General features: G+C 59.8%; 19 protein-coding genes. 13 read left to right on the top strand and 6 right to left on the bottom strand.

Annotated features, from left to right (window positions below):
- Nucleotides 1-3 precede the first annotated feature (3 nt).
- Together DBAC_RS02430 and DBAC_RS02425 are read right to left on the bottom strand one after the other, a co-directional pair.
- Entirely contained in the window at nt 4-507 is a 504-nt protein-coding gene (locus tag DBAC_RS02430; RefSeq protein WP_143890758.1) for a hypothetical protein, read from the bottom strand.
- 86 nt (nt 508-593) lie between these two features.
- Complete coding sequence (locus tag DBAC_RS02425; protein WP_012805677.1) at nt 594-1,733, bottom strand: hypothetical protein; 1,140 nt, start codon at nt 1,731-1,733, stop codon at nt 594-596.
- Nucleotides 1,734-1,937: 204 nt separating this feature from the next.
- Between DBAC_RS02425 and DBAC_RS02420 the strand changes: the two genes are divergently transcribed.
- From DBAC_RS02420 to DBAC_RS17550, 4 genes are read left to right on the top strand one after another with little or no spacing between them, the layout of a single operon-like run.
- Nucleotides 1,938-3,080, top strand: a complete 1,143-nt coding sequence (locus DBAC_RS02420) for an ABC transporter permease (RefSeq protein ID WP_012805676.1) — start codon at nt 1,938-1,940, stop codon at nt 3,078-3,080.
- Nucleotides 3,077-3,838 (top strand): ABC transporter ATP-binding protein, encoded by a 762-nt coding sequence (locus DBAC_RS02415; RefSeq protein ID WP_012805675.1) that lies wholly within the window; start codon nt 3,077-3,079, stop codon nt 3,836-3,838. The genes DBAC_RS02420 and DBAC_RS02415 overlap by 4 nt, the downstream gene beginning before the upstream one ends.
- Complete coding sequence (locus tag DBAC_RS02410) at nt 3,838-4,851, top strand: MlaD family protein (RefSeq protein WP_012805674.1); 1,014 nt, start codon at nt 3,838-3,840, stop codon at nt 4,849-4,851. Before DBAC_RS02415 ends, DBAC_RS02410 begins: the two co-directional genes overlap by 1 nt.
- A 7-nt stretch (nt 4,852-4,858) precedes the next feature.
- Nucleotides 4,859-5,479, top strand: coding sequence for an ABC-type transport auxiliary lipoprotein family protein (locus DBAC_RS17550; RefSeq protein WP_012805673.1), 621 nt, complete (start codon nt 4,859-4,861; stop codon nt 5,477-5,479).
- Nucleotides 5,480-5,588: 109 nt separating this feature from the next.
- On the opposite strand, the gene DBAC_RS02400 is transcribed toward DBAC_RS17550, so the two are convergent.
- The 3 genes from DBAC_RS02400 to DBAC_RS02390 form a co-directional block, all read right to left on the bottom strand.
- Nucleotides 5,589-6,488, bottom strand: a complete 900-nt coding sequence (locus DBAC_RS02400; RefSeq protein WP_012805672.1) for an LOG family protein — start codon at nt 6,486-6,488, stop codon at nt 5,589-5,591.
- A gap of 9 nt (nt 6,489-6,497) precedes the next feature.
- On the bottom strand, nt 6,498-6,887 hold the full coding sequence (locus DBAC_RS02395) for a Rid family detoxifying hydrolase (protein WP_012805671.1): 390 nt from the start codon (nt 6,885-6,887) through the stop codon (nt 6,498-6,500).
- A 65-nt stretch (nt 6,888-6,952) separates the two neighbouring features.
- The gene (locus tag DBAC_RS02390; RefSeq protein ID WP_012805670.1) at nt 6,953-7,264 is read right to left on the bottom strand and encodes a carboxymuconolactone decarboxylase family protein; all 312 of its coding nucleotides are present in this window, start codon (nt 7,262-7,264) and stop codon (nt 6,953-6,955) included.
- Nucleotides 7,265-7,362: 98 nt separating this feature from the next.
- Here DBAC_RS02390 and DBAC_RS02385 point away from each other — a divergent pair, with 98 nt between their 5' ends.
- The 5 genes from DBAC_RS02385 to DBAC_RS02365 all read left to right on the top strand — a co-directional run bounded on the left by DBAC_RS02385 (nt 7,363) and on the right by DBAC_RS02365 (nt 10,323).
- Complete coding sequence (locus DBAC_RS02385) at nt 7,363-7,716, top strand: NifB/NifX family molybdenum-iron cluster-binding protein (protein ID WP_012805669.1); 354 nt, start codon at nt 7,363-7,365, stop codon at nt 7,714-7,716.
- A 10-nt stretch (nt 7,717-7,726) separates the two neighbouring features.
- Entirely contained in the window at nt 7,727-8,197 is a 471-nt protein-coding gene (locus DBAC_RS02380; RefSeq protein ID WP_012805668.1) for a YchJ family protein, read from the top strand.
- Nucleotides 8,198-8,357: 160 nt separating this feature from the next.
- Complete coding sequence (locus tag DBAC_RS02375) at nt 8,358-9,620, top strand: DUF401 family protein (protein WP_012805667.1); 1,263 nt, start codon at nt 8,358-8,360, stop codon at nt 9,618-9,620.
- A gap of 98 nt (nt 9,621-9,718) precedes the next feature.
- A complete protein-coding gene (locus tag DBAC_RS02370) occupies nt 9,719-10,000 on the top strand; it encodes a type II toxin-antitoxin system Phd/YefM family antitoxin (protein ID WP_012805666.1) in 282 nt (93 codons plus the stop codon).
- On the top strand, nt 9,997-10,323 hold the full coding sequence (locus DBAC_RS02365; protein ID WP_012805665.1) for a type II toxin-antitoxin system RelE/ParE family toxin: 327 nt from the start codon (nt 9,997-9,999) through the stop codon (nt 10,321-10,323). Before DBAC_RS02370 ends, DBAC_RS02365 begins: the two co-directional genes overlap by 4 nt.
- Before the next feature lie 38 nt (nt 10,324-10,361).
- Here DBAC_RS02365 and DBAC_RS02360 read toward each other — a convergent pair whose 3' ends face one another.
- The gene (locus tag DBAC_RS02360; protein ID WP_012805664.1) at nt 10,362-10,811 is read right to left on the bottom strand and encodes a winged helix-turn-helix transcriptional regulator; all 450 of its coding nucleotides are present in this window, start codon (nt 10,809-10,811) and stop codon (nt 10,362-10,364) included.
- A 113-nt stretch (nt 10,812-10,924) separates the two neighbouring features.
- Between DBAC_RS02360 and DBAC_RS02355 the strand changes: the two genes are divergently transcribed.
- From DBAC_RS02355 to DBAC_RS02340, 4 genes are all read left to right on the top strand, one after another.
- Nucleotides 10,925-11,539 (top strand): flavodoxin family protein, encoded by a 615-nt coding sequence (locus DBAC_RS02355; RefSeq protein ID WP_012805663.1) that lies wholly within the window; start codon nt 10,925-10,927, stop codon nt 11,537-11,539.
- An 11-nt stretch (nt 11,540-11,550) separates the two neighbouring features.
- A complete protein-coding gene (locus DBAC_RS02350) occupies nt 11,551-12,366 on the top strand; it encodes a nitroreductase family protein (protein ID WP_012805662.1) in 816 nt (271 codons plus the stop codon).
- Nucleotides 12,367-12,432: 66 nt separating this feature from the next.
- A complete protein-coding gene (locus DBAC_RS02345) occupies nt 12,433-13,299 on the top strand; it encodes a DMT family transporter (protein ID WP_012805661.1) in 867 nt (288 codons plus the stop codon).
- Between the two features lie 333 nt (nt 13,300-13,632).
- Nucleotides 13,633-14,685, top strand: coding sequence for a RelA/SpoT domain-containing protein (locus tag DBAC_RS02340; RefSeq protein ID WP_012805660.1), 1,053 nt, complete (start codon nt 13,633-13,635; stop codon nt 14,683-14,685).
- The last annotated feature ends 25 nt before the right edge of the window (nt 14,686-14,710 follow it).

Here is a 14,710-nt window from a genome sequence, read left to right as displayed (position 1 = left end):
CGGTCACGGGCGGGACATATCCAGCTGGTGGGCGTGATTTTTCCAGAGGTTCCACAGGGTGCCCTTGGACCAGTGGCCCTGGCCCGACAGGGTCGGGAACCCCTCGGCCTGAAAGATGTCACAAATCCGGGAAAAAGAGAGATCCTGCTCGCGCAGTTCGCGGATGCGCTCCAGGGCTGCCCGTTTTCCGGCAGAGAGAGGACGGGGAGTGGAGGGATTGGTGCGGCCTTGCACGTCGTTTGGCGCAAAGCCGGCGGTCAATTCGGCGATCATGCCGGTCAGCCGGGCAAGCTGTTCCTGCTGCCCGGCGACCATAGTTTTGAGCGCGGCAAGTTCGTCGCGCACGGCCACGAGCGAAGCCCGGTCACGCTCGGCATGCTTGGCCAGAGCCTCATCCCGGATATCGCGGGCTCGCTTCCTGGCGTCTTCGGCGGTCCGGCTCATCGCGACAGCCCCGGCGCCGGCCGCGCCGGCCGCGTCTGTCGCCAATGCGCATTCACGCGACAAAAACCTGCTGCACAAAAAGCCATGGTGCTCGGCATAAGGCTCCTGTTGGCCCGCTCGCAGGCGGGCAAATCAAATCGCCGGACGCCTCAGGGCTGCGGCGTCCAATGCTGCCCGGCCAGGGCGACCTGAATGAGGCTATCCCGGCCAAGGCGCTGTTTCAGATATTCCTTCAGCAGAACCTTGACCAGTTCCTGCTGGTTCATGTTCTGCAGATACTGGCCGGAGGCCAGCAAATTCTTGAATGACGAGGACAGGGTCCCGGAGCTTTCGATGGCGGCCAGATAGGGCGCCACCATCTGGCGCAGCGTCTCGACGCTGCCTGATTTGAGTTCCCGGTACATGGCGGCCAGTTCCTGCGCCGCAGGCAGACGGGAAGATTCGAGCACGGCCTTGAAATCCGCCGTGAAGCGCTTGATCCCGTTGATGATATGACTCTGCTTGACCATGTTGACCTTGGCCCAGCCCGCGTTGAGCCATTTGAAAGACCCCACGCGAATGGTTCCGGTGGAGGAATCCGACACGAAGACAATGATGGAATAGGCATTGTACATGTAGGAATCGACCCAGCCAAGGCCCGTCTTGTTCAGACCCGTCTCATCGGAATACAGATAATTCCAGTCGGAGTCCTCGCCGACCACGCAACCCTTGCGGCCGATCTCCGAAGGCTCGGTCTGGCATCCCACGGAAACCAGCACGGGCCCGGTCGGGCCTTGAAAAACCGCCACGGCGCGGTCTTGATTATAGGAATAATATCCACCCGTGTTGGCGTCGGGGGTGATGATCTCCCGCTCCGTACCGCGGACCAGAAGCGTCTCCCCGCGGTCGAGAGCTTTGGGCAGCAGCTTGAGGGCGTCCCTGGTGGCCGGGTCCAGCCACTCCTGATCACGTACGGATGAGGGCATGGTCACGTAAACCGGAATTTCCGGATTGTAGACATAATCGACCACGCGGGACAGATCTCCGCGCAGGGTAAAGGCGTAAAAAGCGCCCGAGGCCTTTTCACGGTCCAGCATGGACATGCTGGTCTCCGCCTGGCTGGAGGCGACAAAGGAAATGATCTTCTCCAGCTGATCGGGCGCGATGTCCGAGTTCGAGGAGGGGATGGTCAACAGATATTCAAGGTCTGGGTACAAAGAATCGGGGATGGATTTCAAATCGGTGGCCTGAGCCGCAGCAGCGGTTCCGAAGACAAGCAGACCAAGCAGGCAAATAAAACGCATAAACATGTATATCTTCCGGTTGTATGTTCACCGCCGCAGCGGCATTGTCATGACAGGCACCCCATAATGCCGCGGCACCCGCCTGTGAAGCCCTTTGTCACACACCCGTCATCTATTCAAGATCGAGAATTCCGTCACAACGGGGGGCCTGAACACGCCCTGCACGGTAGACGCGGCACCGGACCATGAGCTAAGAGAGTCGGATATCTCATGAATAACGACCACTCCACGACACCATCGCCCGCACTCTCCGTAAACTCCAGCCCGGAGTTGCTGGACTTAAGCCTGCGCGGAATCATAGACCTGCGCACGACTCCGGAGATCATGGATCGCCTGGCGCAGCTGCCGCTACCCCTTCCCAGGCGTATTCGCGCCGACCTGAGCGGAGTCACGCGCATGGACGATTGCGGGGCGCTCGTGATCCTGCAGCTGCGGCGCATGGCTGAAAAAAACGGCTGCGATCTTAAGATGCATGGAACCCCAGGTCACGTGCAGGAGCTCCTGGATTTTCTGCGTTTGGACGATCCGCCGCAATCGGTCGGCATCAAAAGAGCAAAACCCGATTTCATGACGCGTTTCGGCATCAAGACCCTCGATGTGACGAATCAGGCCGTAACCCATGTGTCCTTCGTGGGCGAGGTCGTCGTGACTCTTTTGTCCCTGCTGCGCCATCCGGACCGGCTGCGCCTGGGCGACACGGTCCTCTACATGCAACGGGTCGGCGTGGACGCCTTGCCCATTGTCGGCCTGATCAGCTTTCTTCTGGGGCTGATCATGGCCTTCATGTCCGCCGTGCAGTTGCAGCAGTTCGGGGCCAACATCTACGTGGCATCCCTGGTGGCGCTGGCCATGGTCCGCGAACTGGGACCGATCATGACCGCCATCCTCGTGGCCGGACGCTCGGGCTCTGCCTTCGCCGCCGAAATCGGAACCATGAAGGTCTCCGAGGAAGTGGACGCCCTGGTGACCATGGGTTTCAAGCCGGCCATGTTCCTGGTGGCGCCCAAGATCATCGCCTCCGTGCTGGTGGTGCCGCTCTTGGCCATGTATTCCAACCTCTTCGCCATCGCCGGAGGCCTGCTCATCGGCGTGACCACGCTGGATCTGACCGTCAACGCGTACATGGCCCAGACCATGAACACGCTGAGCATCTTCGACATCAACTGGGGCCTCTTCAAAAGCGCCATCTTCGCCGTGCTCATCGCCACGGTGGGCTGCTTCAAAGGCTATCAGGTACGGGGCGGAGCGGCCAGCGTGGGCCAGGCGACGACCTCGGCCGTGGTCACGGGCATCTTTCTGGTCATCCTGGTCGATTCGATCCTGGCCGTGATCTTGAGGTACTGGCGGCCATGACCCAAAAAGCAGTCATCTCCGTGCGCGGCCTGACCATGGGATTCGGCGAACTGGTCATCATGGAAAACCTGGACTTCGACATCCACCCCGGTGAAATCTTTGTCATCCTGGGCGGGAGCGGATGCGGCAAATCCACCCTGCTCAAGCATCTGGTCGGGCTGTACACGCCCATGGCCGGAAAAATCACCATCGCCGGAATACCCCTCGAACCCGACAACGAGGACAGCTTCAAACGGATTCTGGCCCGCATCGGCGTCATGTACCAGGGCGGAGCGCTCTTCTCTTCCATGACCCTGGGCGAAAACGTGGCGCTGCCCATCACGGAATATTCAAAGCTCAAGGGAGCGGCCGTGGACGAACTGGTCAGCCTCAAGCTGCGCCAGGTCGGCCTCGAAGGTTTCGAGCACCATCTGCCGGAGGAGCTTTCCGGAGGCATGAAGAAACGCGCGGCCATCGCACGGGCGCTGGCGCTCAATCCGGAGATTCTTTTTCTGGACGAACCCTCGGCGGGCCTGGACCCCATCAGTTCGGCCGAACTCGACGCCCTCATCCTGCGCCTGAACCGCACCCTGGGCACGACCTTTGTCGTCGTCACCCACGAGCTGTCCTCCATTTTCACCATTGCGAAAAGGGTCGTCATGCTCGACAAGGAAAGCAAATCCATCATCGCCGATGGCGATCCGCACGAACTCAAAAACGCAAGCACCCATCCCTTCGTGCGCCAATTCTTCAACAGACAGCCGGAAATGGAGAAATAATGGCTTCCGCTCGTGTCAATTTTTCCGTGGGACTGTTCATGACCGCCGGTCTGGCCCTGGCCACTCTGGCAGTCATCTGGCTCGGGATGACCTCTTTCCTGCGCAAGGGAGAGCTCTTCGTGACCTACTTCGACGAGTCCGTGCAGGGCCTCGGGGTGGACTCTCCGGTCAAGTACCGGGGCGTGCCCGTGGGCCGCGTCCAGGCCATCCGCATCGCCCCTGACTATCACCTCATCGAGGTCGTCATCCTCATCGACGACGAGCATGCCGATGACGAAAACCGTTTCGTGGACAGCGTGGCGGCCATCTCCAACGTCGGCATCACCGGGGCCATGTTCGTGGAAATAGACAAACGAGGACCGCTAGCGCACGATTTTTCCCCCAGGCTGGGCTTCACCCCGGAATATCCGGTCATCGCCTCCAGACCCTCGGACATCAAGAAGCTGTTCCGGGAAATCGACGAGATCGCCATGAAGATCCAGTCCATCGACTTCAAGGGCATCTCGGACCAGGCCATGCTGGCTTTTGCAACCATGAACACGGTCATGACCGAGGCGCAGTTCGGGGCCATCTCCGCCGACATCCGCACCCTGCTGGCCAGCATCAATGCGGCGGCAAATCCGAAGCGTCTGGAATCCATGGCTAAAAACATGGAGCAAACCGTCATCGCTTCGCGCACGCTGATGAACACGGCCGCCGAAGAACTGACCCGCCTCGACACGATCCTGGTTCAATTCCAATCCATGATCGAGGCCAACCGGCCGCATGTGGACACGGCCATGAACGCCTTGGCGTCCACGGCCCTCAAAGCCGACGTGGTCATGACCCAGAGTCACGCCACCGTGTTTCAGATGCAGGGCGCCATCAAGGATCTGGAAGCGCGTATGGCCGCCACCGCCGAGAACCTGGAGCAGACCTCAAGCAACCTGAACACCCTGATCGGCAACGTCAAAGACCAGCCCGCCCAGCTCATTTTCGGACAACCCAAGGCCCCCCGCAAGGTGGAAGAGTAGGAAGCCCATGCCCATCCGTTATCTTGTTCCGTTCATTCTGATCCTGACCCTGGCCGGATGCGGCGCGGCCCGGACCACGGCACCGGACGTGCGCTATTACACCCTTGAATACGAAAGCCCGACGCCGACCGGGCAGCAAGCCAAGGCCGTCATCGCGCTGAACCGTTTCGGCGTGGCCCCGGAGTTCAACACCGGCAAGATCGTCTACCGGGATCTGTCTTTTGGCCGGCAGGAATACGCCTATCACCAATGGCGCTCTGCACCGCAGGCCCTGGTGGCCGATTATCTGCGCCGCGACCTGCAGCAAAGCGGCCTCTTTCTGGCCGTGAACCAGCCCGGATCATCGCTGTCCGCCACGCATCAGCTGGAGGGCATGGTCGAGGAGTGGATGGAGGTGGACGGCGAGGACCGCTGGCTGGCCACCGCCAGCCTGACCATCACCCTGATCGACCTGCGCGCCCGCGCCATACCGGAGCAGGTGCTCTTCCAACGCACCTACCGCGGTTCCGAGCCCGCCGCCAAAAAAAATCCCGGCTCAGTGGTCGAAGCCATGAGCCGGGTCATGCGCACGCTGTCGGGACGGATCATCGCCGACGTGCATGCCGCTGTTATCGCGGGGAAAGAGTGAATGGTGAACGGTGAGTGGTGAATGGCAAAATCAAAGAGAGCTCGCAGCCATCCAATCGCCTCCACTCATCACCATTCACTATTCACCAATCACTACTCACCACTCCCCTTCAAGGTTTGCCCGGCGTGGTCCGGCCGTTGCTGACCTTGATGATATCCCAGGCCTCCTCGGCCGTGCTCACATACTGAAAGAGGTTCAGATCTTCGGCGTTGATGGTCCCTTCCTCGACCAGGGCCTCGAAATTCACGACCTTGTGCCAGAACCTGCGGCCAAAGAGCAGCACCGGGATGGGTTTGACCTTGCGGGTCTGGATCAGGGTCAGGGCCTCGAAGAGCTCGTCCATGGTCCCGAAGCCGCCGGGGAAGGCCACCAGAGCCTTGGCCCGCATCAAGAGATGCATCTTGCGGATGGCGAAGTAGTGGAACTGGAAGCTCAGCTCCGGGGTGATGTAGGGGTTGGGCTCCTGCTCGAAGGGGAGCACGATGTTCATGCCGATGCTCTTGGCCCCCACGTCATGCGCGCCACGATTGGCCGCGCCCATGATCCCGAAGCCGCCGCCGGTGATGACCACATGCTTGCACGTATCCACATTCTCGGAAATGAGCCGCCCGAGCTTGCGCGCCTCTTCGTAGTAGCGGCTGTTAGCCACGGCCGTGCGGGCCTTGGTCAGTTCCTGCTGCAGCAGGTAATCATCGGGATTTTTCTTGAGCCCCTCCAGCACCTTTTCCAGACGGACGGCGGCCGTCTCCGCATCCATGGTCCGGGCACTGCCGTAGATGACGATGGTTGATTCGATCTGCTGTTCCTGCAGGGCCAGCTCGGGCTTCAACAGCTCAAGCTGCAAACGCACGGGCCGAAGCTCCTCGCGCAGCAAAAAATCCTGGTCCTGAAAAGCCAGGCGATAGGATTCCGACTGGCACTGGGGAGTATCCACATGCCGCTTGGCGGCCTGGGCATCCTCGTTGGCCGAGGGAAAAACACCGAAACGACGGATTCGCTTGTTGACCATGAATTTTCCTTATGAGCGGGCCAGGGCCACGCATTTGATTTCAACGATCCCGCCCAAAGGCAGGGCCGAAACCTGCACCGCGGCGCGGGCCGGCCGGTGTCCGGCCATGAATTCGTCATAAATGCCGTTAAACAGCTTGAAATTGGCCAGATCGGTCACGAACACGTCCACGCTGACGATATCCGTCGTGGAACATCCGGCCTCGGCCAGGATGGCGCCCATGTTGGACAGGGCCTGCCGCGCCTGGGCCTCGAAATCCGCACCCGCGAACTGGCCGGTGGCGGGAACCATTCCAAGCTGACCGCTGACATACACAAAGCCCCCGGCACGCACGGCCTGGGAATAGGGGCCCACGGCGGCCGGGGCCTTGTCCGTGGCGATGAAATCGAGTTTCTGCATACACCCTCCATAAAAGAACGGCCCTTGCAGGCCGTTCCATCAAACCGCATTGTGAATGAAGATCGTTAGTCCAGAACCTTTTCAAGCCAGTCCAGAGCCGCCGCGACCGTAGGAAATCCGATGGTGCTGGTCAAGAGAATGACGGCGTGCCTGATTTCCTCCGCCGTGGCCCCGGCCTGAAGCGCCCGCCGGGCATGGCTGCGTACCGCGCCTTCGGAACGCAAGGCGGCGGAAGCGCCGAGCTGCACAAGGTGCATCTCCTTTTCGCTCAAGGGTCCGGCTTCCTGCGCGGCCTTGCCCAGAGCCTCGGCGGCGGCGATGAGTTCCGGATACATTTCCTGCAATTTCTGATAGTGTTTCGGTTTGCCCGTGCTCATGATTTTCCTCCGGAAATAAAGGTGGACCGCGTCCTTGATTGACGCGGCCGTGAAACGATCATAGGGGCATTTGGACTCGAAAAACAAGGAGTTTTCCCATGAAAGTCGCCATCCCCACTGTTGGAACCCGCGTGGACGAACATTTCGGCCATGCCCGTACCTTCACCATTTTCGCCTTGAACGACGCAAATGAAGTCATTGAAGAGGAAACCTTTTTCCCGCCCTCGGGTTGCGGCTGCAAATCCACCGTGGGCGTGACCATGCAGGCCAAGGGCGTATCCATCATGCTCGCCGGCAATATCGGCCAGGGCGCCATCAATAAAATGGCCGAGCATGGCATCACGGTCATTCGCGGCTGCGAAGGCGAAATCCGCGACGTGCTGACCCGCTGGACCAACGGCGAAATCAAGGACCAGAACATTCTCTGCAATCACGAAGGCTGCACACACTAGGAGACCAACCATGGACTGCCCCTGCCGTTCTGGACGCGAATTCGAAGAATGCTGCGCCCCCATTATCGCCGGAGAAATCCCCGCGCCCAGCCCCGAAGCCTTGATGCGCTCGCGCTACACCGCTTTTTGCCGCGACGAGATGGACTATCTCCAGAACTCCCTGGTCGAAGAAAACCGCGCGGAGTTCAAGGCCGAGGACGTACGTCGCTGGAACAAGGACACGGATTGGCTGAATCTGGAAATCCTGGAGACCGCCACGGACGGGGACACGGGCATGGTCCTTTTCCGGGTGAGCTTTCGGCACAAAGGTGGCACGCAGAGCCTGACCGAGCGCAGCCGCTTTGTGCGCCGCGATGGCCGCTGGTACTACCTCGAAGGCGAATACGAGACCGAGACGGTCCGCCATGAGAGCCCCAAGGTCGGCCGCAACGACCCCTGCCCGTGCGGAAGCGGCAAGAAATTCAAGAAGTGCTGCGGCTGAAAGGCCGCCTCAAAAACGGCGACCTGCTACGTCAGCGAAAAAAAACAGACCGCTGATGTATGCGCATGACTGCGCGGCCTGTTTTTTTTCGCTTCCTTGCATCTCACCATTTTTGAACGGCCTTTGAATTTGTGATCATTCAACAGGCGGCGAGAACCTAATGACCGCGATTTTTTCCATCATCCTTGTTTTCGCCGTCATGCTGACGGGCATCCGCCTCAAGCTGGGGCTGGGCCTGTCCATCCTGACGGGCAGCCTCGTGCTGGCGCTGCTCTTCGGTCTTTCGCCCCTGGCCTGGCTGGGTGCCATTCCCGATGCGCTCCTGACCGAAGAGACCTTTGTGCTCTGCGCCATCATCGCCGTCATCCTGGCCTTCAGCGCCCTGTATTCGGCTTCCGGCCAGTCGGAGCGGTTCATGCGCGCCATTCGCGCCCAAATTCGCTCCCGCTCGCTGCTGCTGGTCTTTTTTCCGGCGCTGATCGGCCTCTTGCCCATGCCCGGCGGGGCCATCTTCTCCGCGCCCATGGTCGAAAAGGCGGCCTCGGAGCTGGCCATTCCCCAAAGGGACCAGGCCCTCATCAACTACTGGTTCCGGCACATCTGGGAGCTGGCCTGGCCCCTGTATCCGGGCCTGATCCTGGCCTCATCCCTGGCGCACATCCCGGTGACCGGAATCGTCGCACTGTTGTGGGCGGGGCCGCTGGTGGCCATCGCCCTGGGCTGGCTTCTGATCCTGCGCCCGGCTCTGAAAAACGCGCCCCGGTTGCCCGCCATCGCGGCCAAGTCCCGTTGCGCTCAGGACTGGCTCGGCGGACTGCCGCTTTTCACGGCCATCGCCGGGTCCATCGGCGGCGAATGGCTCTGCGCCGTGCTCTGGCCGGGCAGGCCCATGGAATACGGGGTCATCGCGGCTCTGATCCTGGCCTCCGGGGTCAGCCTGTTCATGGCCCAAGCCAAATGGACGGCGGTGCTGCGGGAGGCGGGCAAGGACAACACCCTGGCTCTTCTGGCCGTGGTCGGCGCGATCTTCATCTTCAAGGAAATCCTGGACCAGGGCCACGTCGTCGATGTCCTGGCGCAGACCCTCGGCGGAGGCAGCGCGATCTACGTCATGGCCATCGTCCTGCCCTTTCTGGTGGGCTTTGTGGCCGGTCTGACCATCGCCTTTGTGGGCGCGACCTTCCCGCTGCTCTTCGGACTGGCCCATTCCTCAGGCCAGCCCCATCTCATCCCGGTGATCCTGAGCCTCGGAATGTACTCCGGATACGCGGGCATCATGTCCTCGCCCATGCACATCTGCTACCTGATGACCTGCAACTACTTCCACCAGGATCCGGGCAAGCTCCTGCCGCGCATCCTCGTGCCCGGCCTGCTGCTCATCCCGGCGGGCGTGGCCGTGACCTTCCTCATGGTTCCGCGCTAGCGAGGGACCAAAACTCCTGGCGCATCTGAAATACGAAGGCGCCACGCCTTGACTTCCGGTCCGAATATGGCACTCTTTACAGACCGGAGGAATCCAGCATGAACATCACCAGCGACATCAAGCCCGTGACCTATCTGAAGTCTCGGGCGGCCGAGCTGCTCAATCAAATCAATGAGACGCATCGGCCCGTGATCATAACCCAAAATGGCGAACCGCGAGCCGTATTGCAGGACCCGAAGAGTTACGAAAACATGCGCAACGCCATCGGCCTGCTGAAACTCATCTCAGCCGGTGAAACCGATGTCAGGGAAGGACGCGTGGTGGGGCACGACGATGTTTTCGACACGCTTGAAGACGACTTGAAGGCAGCCATGAAATGAGCAGGACGCATCACGTCGTCTGGGCCGCCGTGGCCCGCAACGATCTCAAGCAGATCATCGACCATATCGCCCAGGACAGCCCAGACGATGCGCAGCACATTCTTCACAAGATCAGACAGCGGACAGCGGAACTCCACGCCATGCCGGATCAAGGCAGGATCGTTCCGGAATTGAAAGAACAGGGCATACAGACGTACCGCGAGCTCATCGTCGCCCCGTGGAGAATCGTCTACAGGGTCACGGACACAACGGTTTTTGTTTTGTCCGTCATCGATTCGAGGCGTAGTGTCGAAGACATCCTGCTCGACAGACTCATCAAATGACGTAGCACGACACCAACTTGCCTTGAGTGCTCCGTCCCTCAATCACTGCCCGTGCGAATACCCTGCGCGCACTCCCCCGCCGTCATTTCCGGCCTCTCGTACCCTTCACCCGCAAAAATCACGTCCGCACCCAGAAACTTCTCATAGTCCACGCCCCAGGCCCGCATCTGCAGGAGCAGCGGAATGAGGCTTCGGCCCATTTCCGTCAGGGAGTACTCGACGCGGGGCGGCACTTCGCGGTACACTTCGCGGTGTATCAGCCCGTCGGCCTCCAGCTCACGCAGTTGCCGAGTCAGCATGCGCTCGGTCACATCGTGCATGCCGCGCCGGAGTTCCCCGAAACGCACGGCTTCGGCCAGGGACAGGTGGTAAAGGATGATGGGCTTCCACTTTCCGCCGATGACCGCCAGGGTCAGCTCGAAATAGCAGCGGTAGCGTTTGCCGGAGATTTCCTTGATTTTGCAGGGCCGAGGCTGATTTTCGTCCATTACTATACTCCATGTGTGTACCGTACATTATAGACAGTACTTTTCAAAATCGCAGACATGTGCTCTATCCGGACCTGCAACACGCAGTCAATCCCAACAAAGGAGAGAAAAATATGTACGTAGTCGCAGTCAACGGCAGCCCGCGCAAGGGCGGCAACACGGAAATCCTCTTGAACCACGCCCTCGAACCCCTGAAAAAGGCGGGCTGGGAAACGGAACTGGTGCAGGTCGGCGGACAGAACATCCGGGGCTGTCAGGCCTGCTACAAATGCTTCGTGCGCAAGGACGGACAATGCTCCATGAAAAAAGACGTCTTCAACGAGATCATGGAAAAACTCCTGCGCGCCGACGCCCTCATATTCGGCTCGCCGACCTACTTCGCCGATGTCTCCGCTGAACTCAAAGCCCTGATGGACCGCGCGGGCCTCGTGGCCCTGGCCAACGACCGCGCCTTCAAGGGCAAGATCGGGGCGGCCGTGGTGGCCGTGCGGCGCGGCGGAGCGACCCACGTCTATGACAGCATCAACCACATGTTCCTCATGAACCAGATGCTCATCCCCGGTTCCGTGTACTGGAACATGGGCTACGGCCGGGACAAGGGCGAGGTCGAGGGCGATGCCGAAGGGCTTGGCAACATGAAGAATCTGGGGCAGACCATCGCCTGGCTGGGGGCGGCGATCAAACCGCATCTGGACAGCTTTCCGGCTCTTGAAACCGTGAGCGAGTAAGAGAGACAAATATGATCGACTTTCACATAGACAAGGACAAGTGCATCCAGTGCGGCGAATGCGCGGCCGACTGTCCGGCCGGCATCATCGAGATGCGGGAGTTCCCCGAAATCACCGATGAAGGGCGCTGCTACCGCTGTCAGCACTGCTACACCGTCTGCCCGACAGGGGCCGTGTCCATCCTGGGACTGACGCCCGAAGAGAGCGAACCGGCGAAAGACCTGCCGTCCCCGGCGCAGATGACCGACCTGATCAAATGGCGTCGCTCCGTGCGGCGCTACAAGGATGATAACGTTCCCAAGGACCTCATCGACGAACTCGTCAACACCACCTGCCACGCGCCGACCGGGGTCAACGCCCAGGGCGTCGTGTTCACGGTGGTCCGGGACAAGGCGTTTATGGACACCTTGCGCCGCGAAACGCTGGACCGCCTCGGAGCACTGGCCGACGCCGGAAAGCTGCCGGAAGGGCTCATCTCCCAATACCTGGGCTTCGCCGTCCAGGCCTGGCGGACGGACGGCCGCGACGTCATCTTCCGGGGCGCGCCGCACATGCTGCTGACAAGCACGCCGCCCGGCGTGCCCTGTGCGGTGCAGGACGCGCACATCGCCCTGACCACCTTCGAACTCCTGGCCAGCTCCCATGGCCTCGGCACCCTCTGGGACGGCATGTTCATGATGGCCCTGGCCGTCTGTCCGCAGCTTCGGGAAACCCTGCGCATCCCGGCCGATCACGCCATCGGTTACGCGCTGCTCTTCGGCAGGCCGGACGTCCAGTACCACCGCCCCGTCAAAAGGGGCCCGGCCAAGGTCAATATCCTCGAATAGAAAAAGGGCCGGGACGCTTGATACGCGTTCCGGCCCATCCCGTTTCGCCCCGGAGGAATTTTCCCCATGGACTCGACCGGCATCACCCTGGCCATCCTCTCGGCCCTGTTCATGGGCACCATCGGCGTCTTCTCCAGAATCACCGGACTGCCCGCCGAAACGATCACCTTTTTCCGCCTCCTGCTCGGAGCCGGATTCCTGGCCATTTTTCTCCTGGCCACCCGTCAGGCCGTAGCGCTCAGGCGCTGGCCGACCTGGCCCGTGATCATCAACGGCGCACTCCTGGCCGGATTCATCATCTTCTACGTGCAGGCCATGAACCTGACCTCCATGGCCAACGCCATCATGCTCGTCTATCTGGCCCCGGTGGCAGCCTCGATCTTTGCGCATTGTTTCATGGGGGAACGGCTGAATTTCGCGGGCTGGATTCTCATCGGCTTGGCCATGCTCGGCTTCGCGGCCATGATGGAATTCAGGCTCGATTTCGCGGACGGCTCGAACCATGCGGCGGGCCTCGGCCTGGCAGCCCTGGCCATGCTCTGCTACGCGGGCTTCATCCTCATGAACCGCCGCATCCGACCCCACGTTCCGGTCATGACCCGCGCCTTTTATCAACTCCTGACCGGGGCCCTGGTCATGCTGCCCTTCTTCCTGCACTCCCGGCCCGAAATCACCGCCGTGAACGGGCTCTGGCTCCTGGCCACGGGCCTGATCCCCGGCTTTCTGGCCATCACCTTCGCCGTTGTGGCCCTCAGCCGTCTGCCCGCCGCAACCTTCGGCACCCTGGCCTATTTCGAACCCCTGGCCGTGGTCTTCTTCGGCTGGTCCCTGTTCGGTGAAAACCTGTCCGTCCTGCAACTGGCAGGCTGCGCCACCATCATGGCCAGCGGCTGCGCCAAAGCCCTGCTCGTATCCCGCACAGCCACGCCCTGACCACCCCCCCACACTTCCGCTGCACGTCACGCAAACAAAACGCTCGAAGTTTTTAGGCAGGCCATGCCTACGCAATCTAGGACTACCATACACTCAAATACGTATGACAAAAGAAGGACTTGCCGTTGCCGCAACTTTTCTTGTAGCGGAATTGCGAAAAGAAATCGCGGGATCGGAGCAAGGTGAGTTTTAAGCTGACTACTCTTCCATGTGCCTGCCGCTGGAAATTGCGAATTTGAATAAAAGGACGGACACTGGCGCAAGCGGCGCGAAGAAAAGCCAAAGCGAGACTTGATTCTTTTTGCCCTTTTTAGGCACCTTTTGGAGACGACAGTGACTGAACCCAAATTTCCTGGCGGATCGAAATCAATGGTTACCCGTGCCGGCGAGCGCATTCGACAAGGCACCGCAACCGACGATGATTTGCATGTAATTGAGGAGTGGCGAGCAGCCCATCGCGGAGTTCTGAATACATTTCAAGCGATTCTTCGGAATCGAACACGGGGAACAAAAGTATCGGTCGCGCAAAGACATAAGCGGAAGACCACGATTTTCGATAAGTTATCTCGGTTACCAGGCATGAAACTAGCGAGAATGGATGATGTTGCCGGGTGTCGACTGATCTTTCGCTCAATCAAAGACCTTCATGCATTCCGGTCAAAGTTTCACAAAGCTCGATTCAACCACAAGCTTCGCAACGTGCCAGATAAGTACGATTACCTAAAGCAACCGAAAAAAACTGGATATCGTGGTATTCATGACGTATATGAATACGACGTCAACTCCGACGCGGGGAAGGCTCTTGCTGGTCTCTACATCGAGATTCAGTACCGCACGTTGGTTCAACACGCTTGGGCCACTGCCGTTGAGGTTATAGGATTCATCACTCAGAGTCAGCCTAAATTCCAACGTGGTGACACTCGCTACGAGCGGGCAATGGCTCTAGCCAGCGAGTTGCTTGCCCGTGCTCACGAACAACAAACCGGCCCGTTTCCAAGTGCATCAGATCAAGAAGTTCTGGATGAATTCTTGTCACTCGATAGCGAACTTCACCTCATGCAGACACTCAGAGGGCTCAATAGCGCGAAGGGCGATGTCTCTGACAAACGAAATTCAATTCTCATCTTCTCGAAAGAAGGTGAACTAGAAGTTCGCAATTTTCGGGATGCAACTGACGCACTTCGAGCTCTATTCGAACTTGAAAAGAATATGCCTGACAGGGATATCGTATTGGTTCGTGCTGATACGAGCGAGGAGGTCCGTTTGGCATTCCGAAACTACTTCACTGATGCAAGGGAGTTCGTAAGGCTCGTCGATGCTGCATGCACAAAAATGAGTGGTCGGAAAGTTATGCAGTCCCACCAACGCAAAGTACGTCGAAGTTGATGCCCAATTCATCATTCCACCAGAC

The sequence above is a fragment of the Desulfomicrobium baculatum DSM 4028 genome (assembly GCF_000023225.1).
Taxonomy (GTDB): Bacteria; Desulfobacterota; Desulfovibrionia; order Desulfovibrionales; family Desulfomicrobiaceae; genus Desulfomicrobium; species Desulfomicrobium baculatum.
This window is presented reverse-complemented; position numbering and strand designations above follow the sequence as displayed.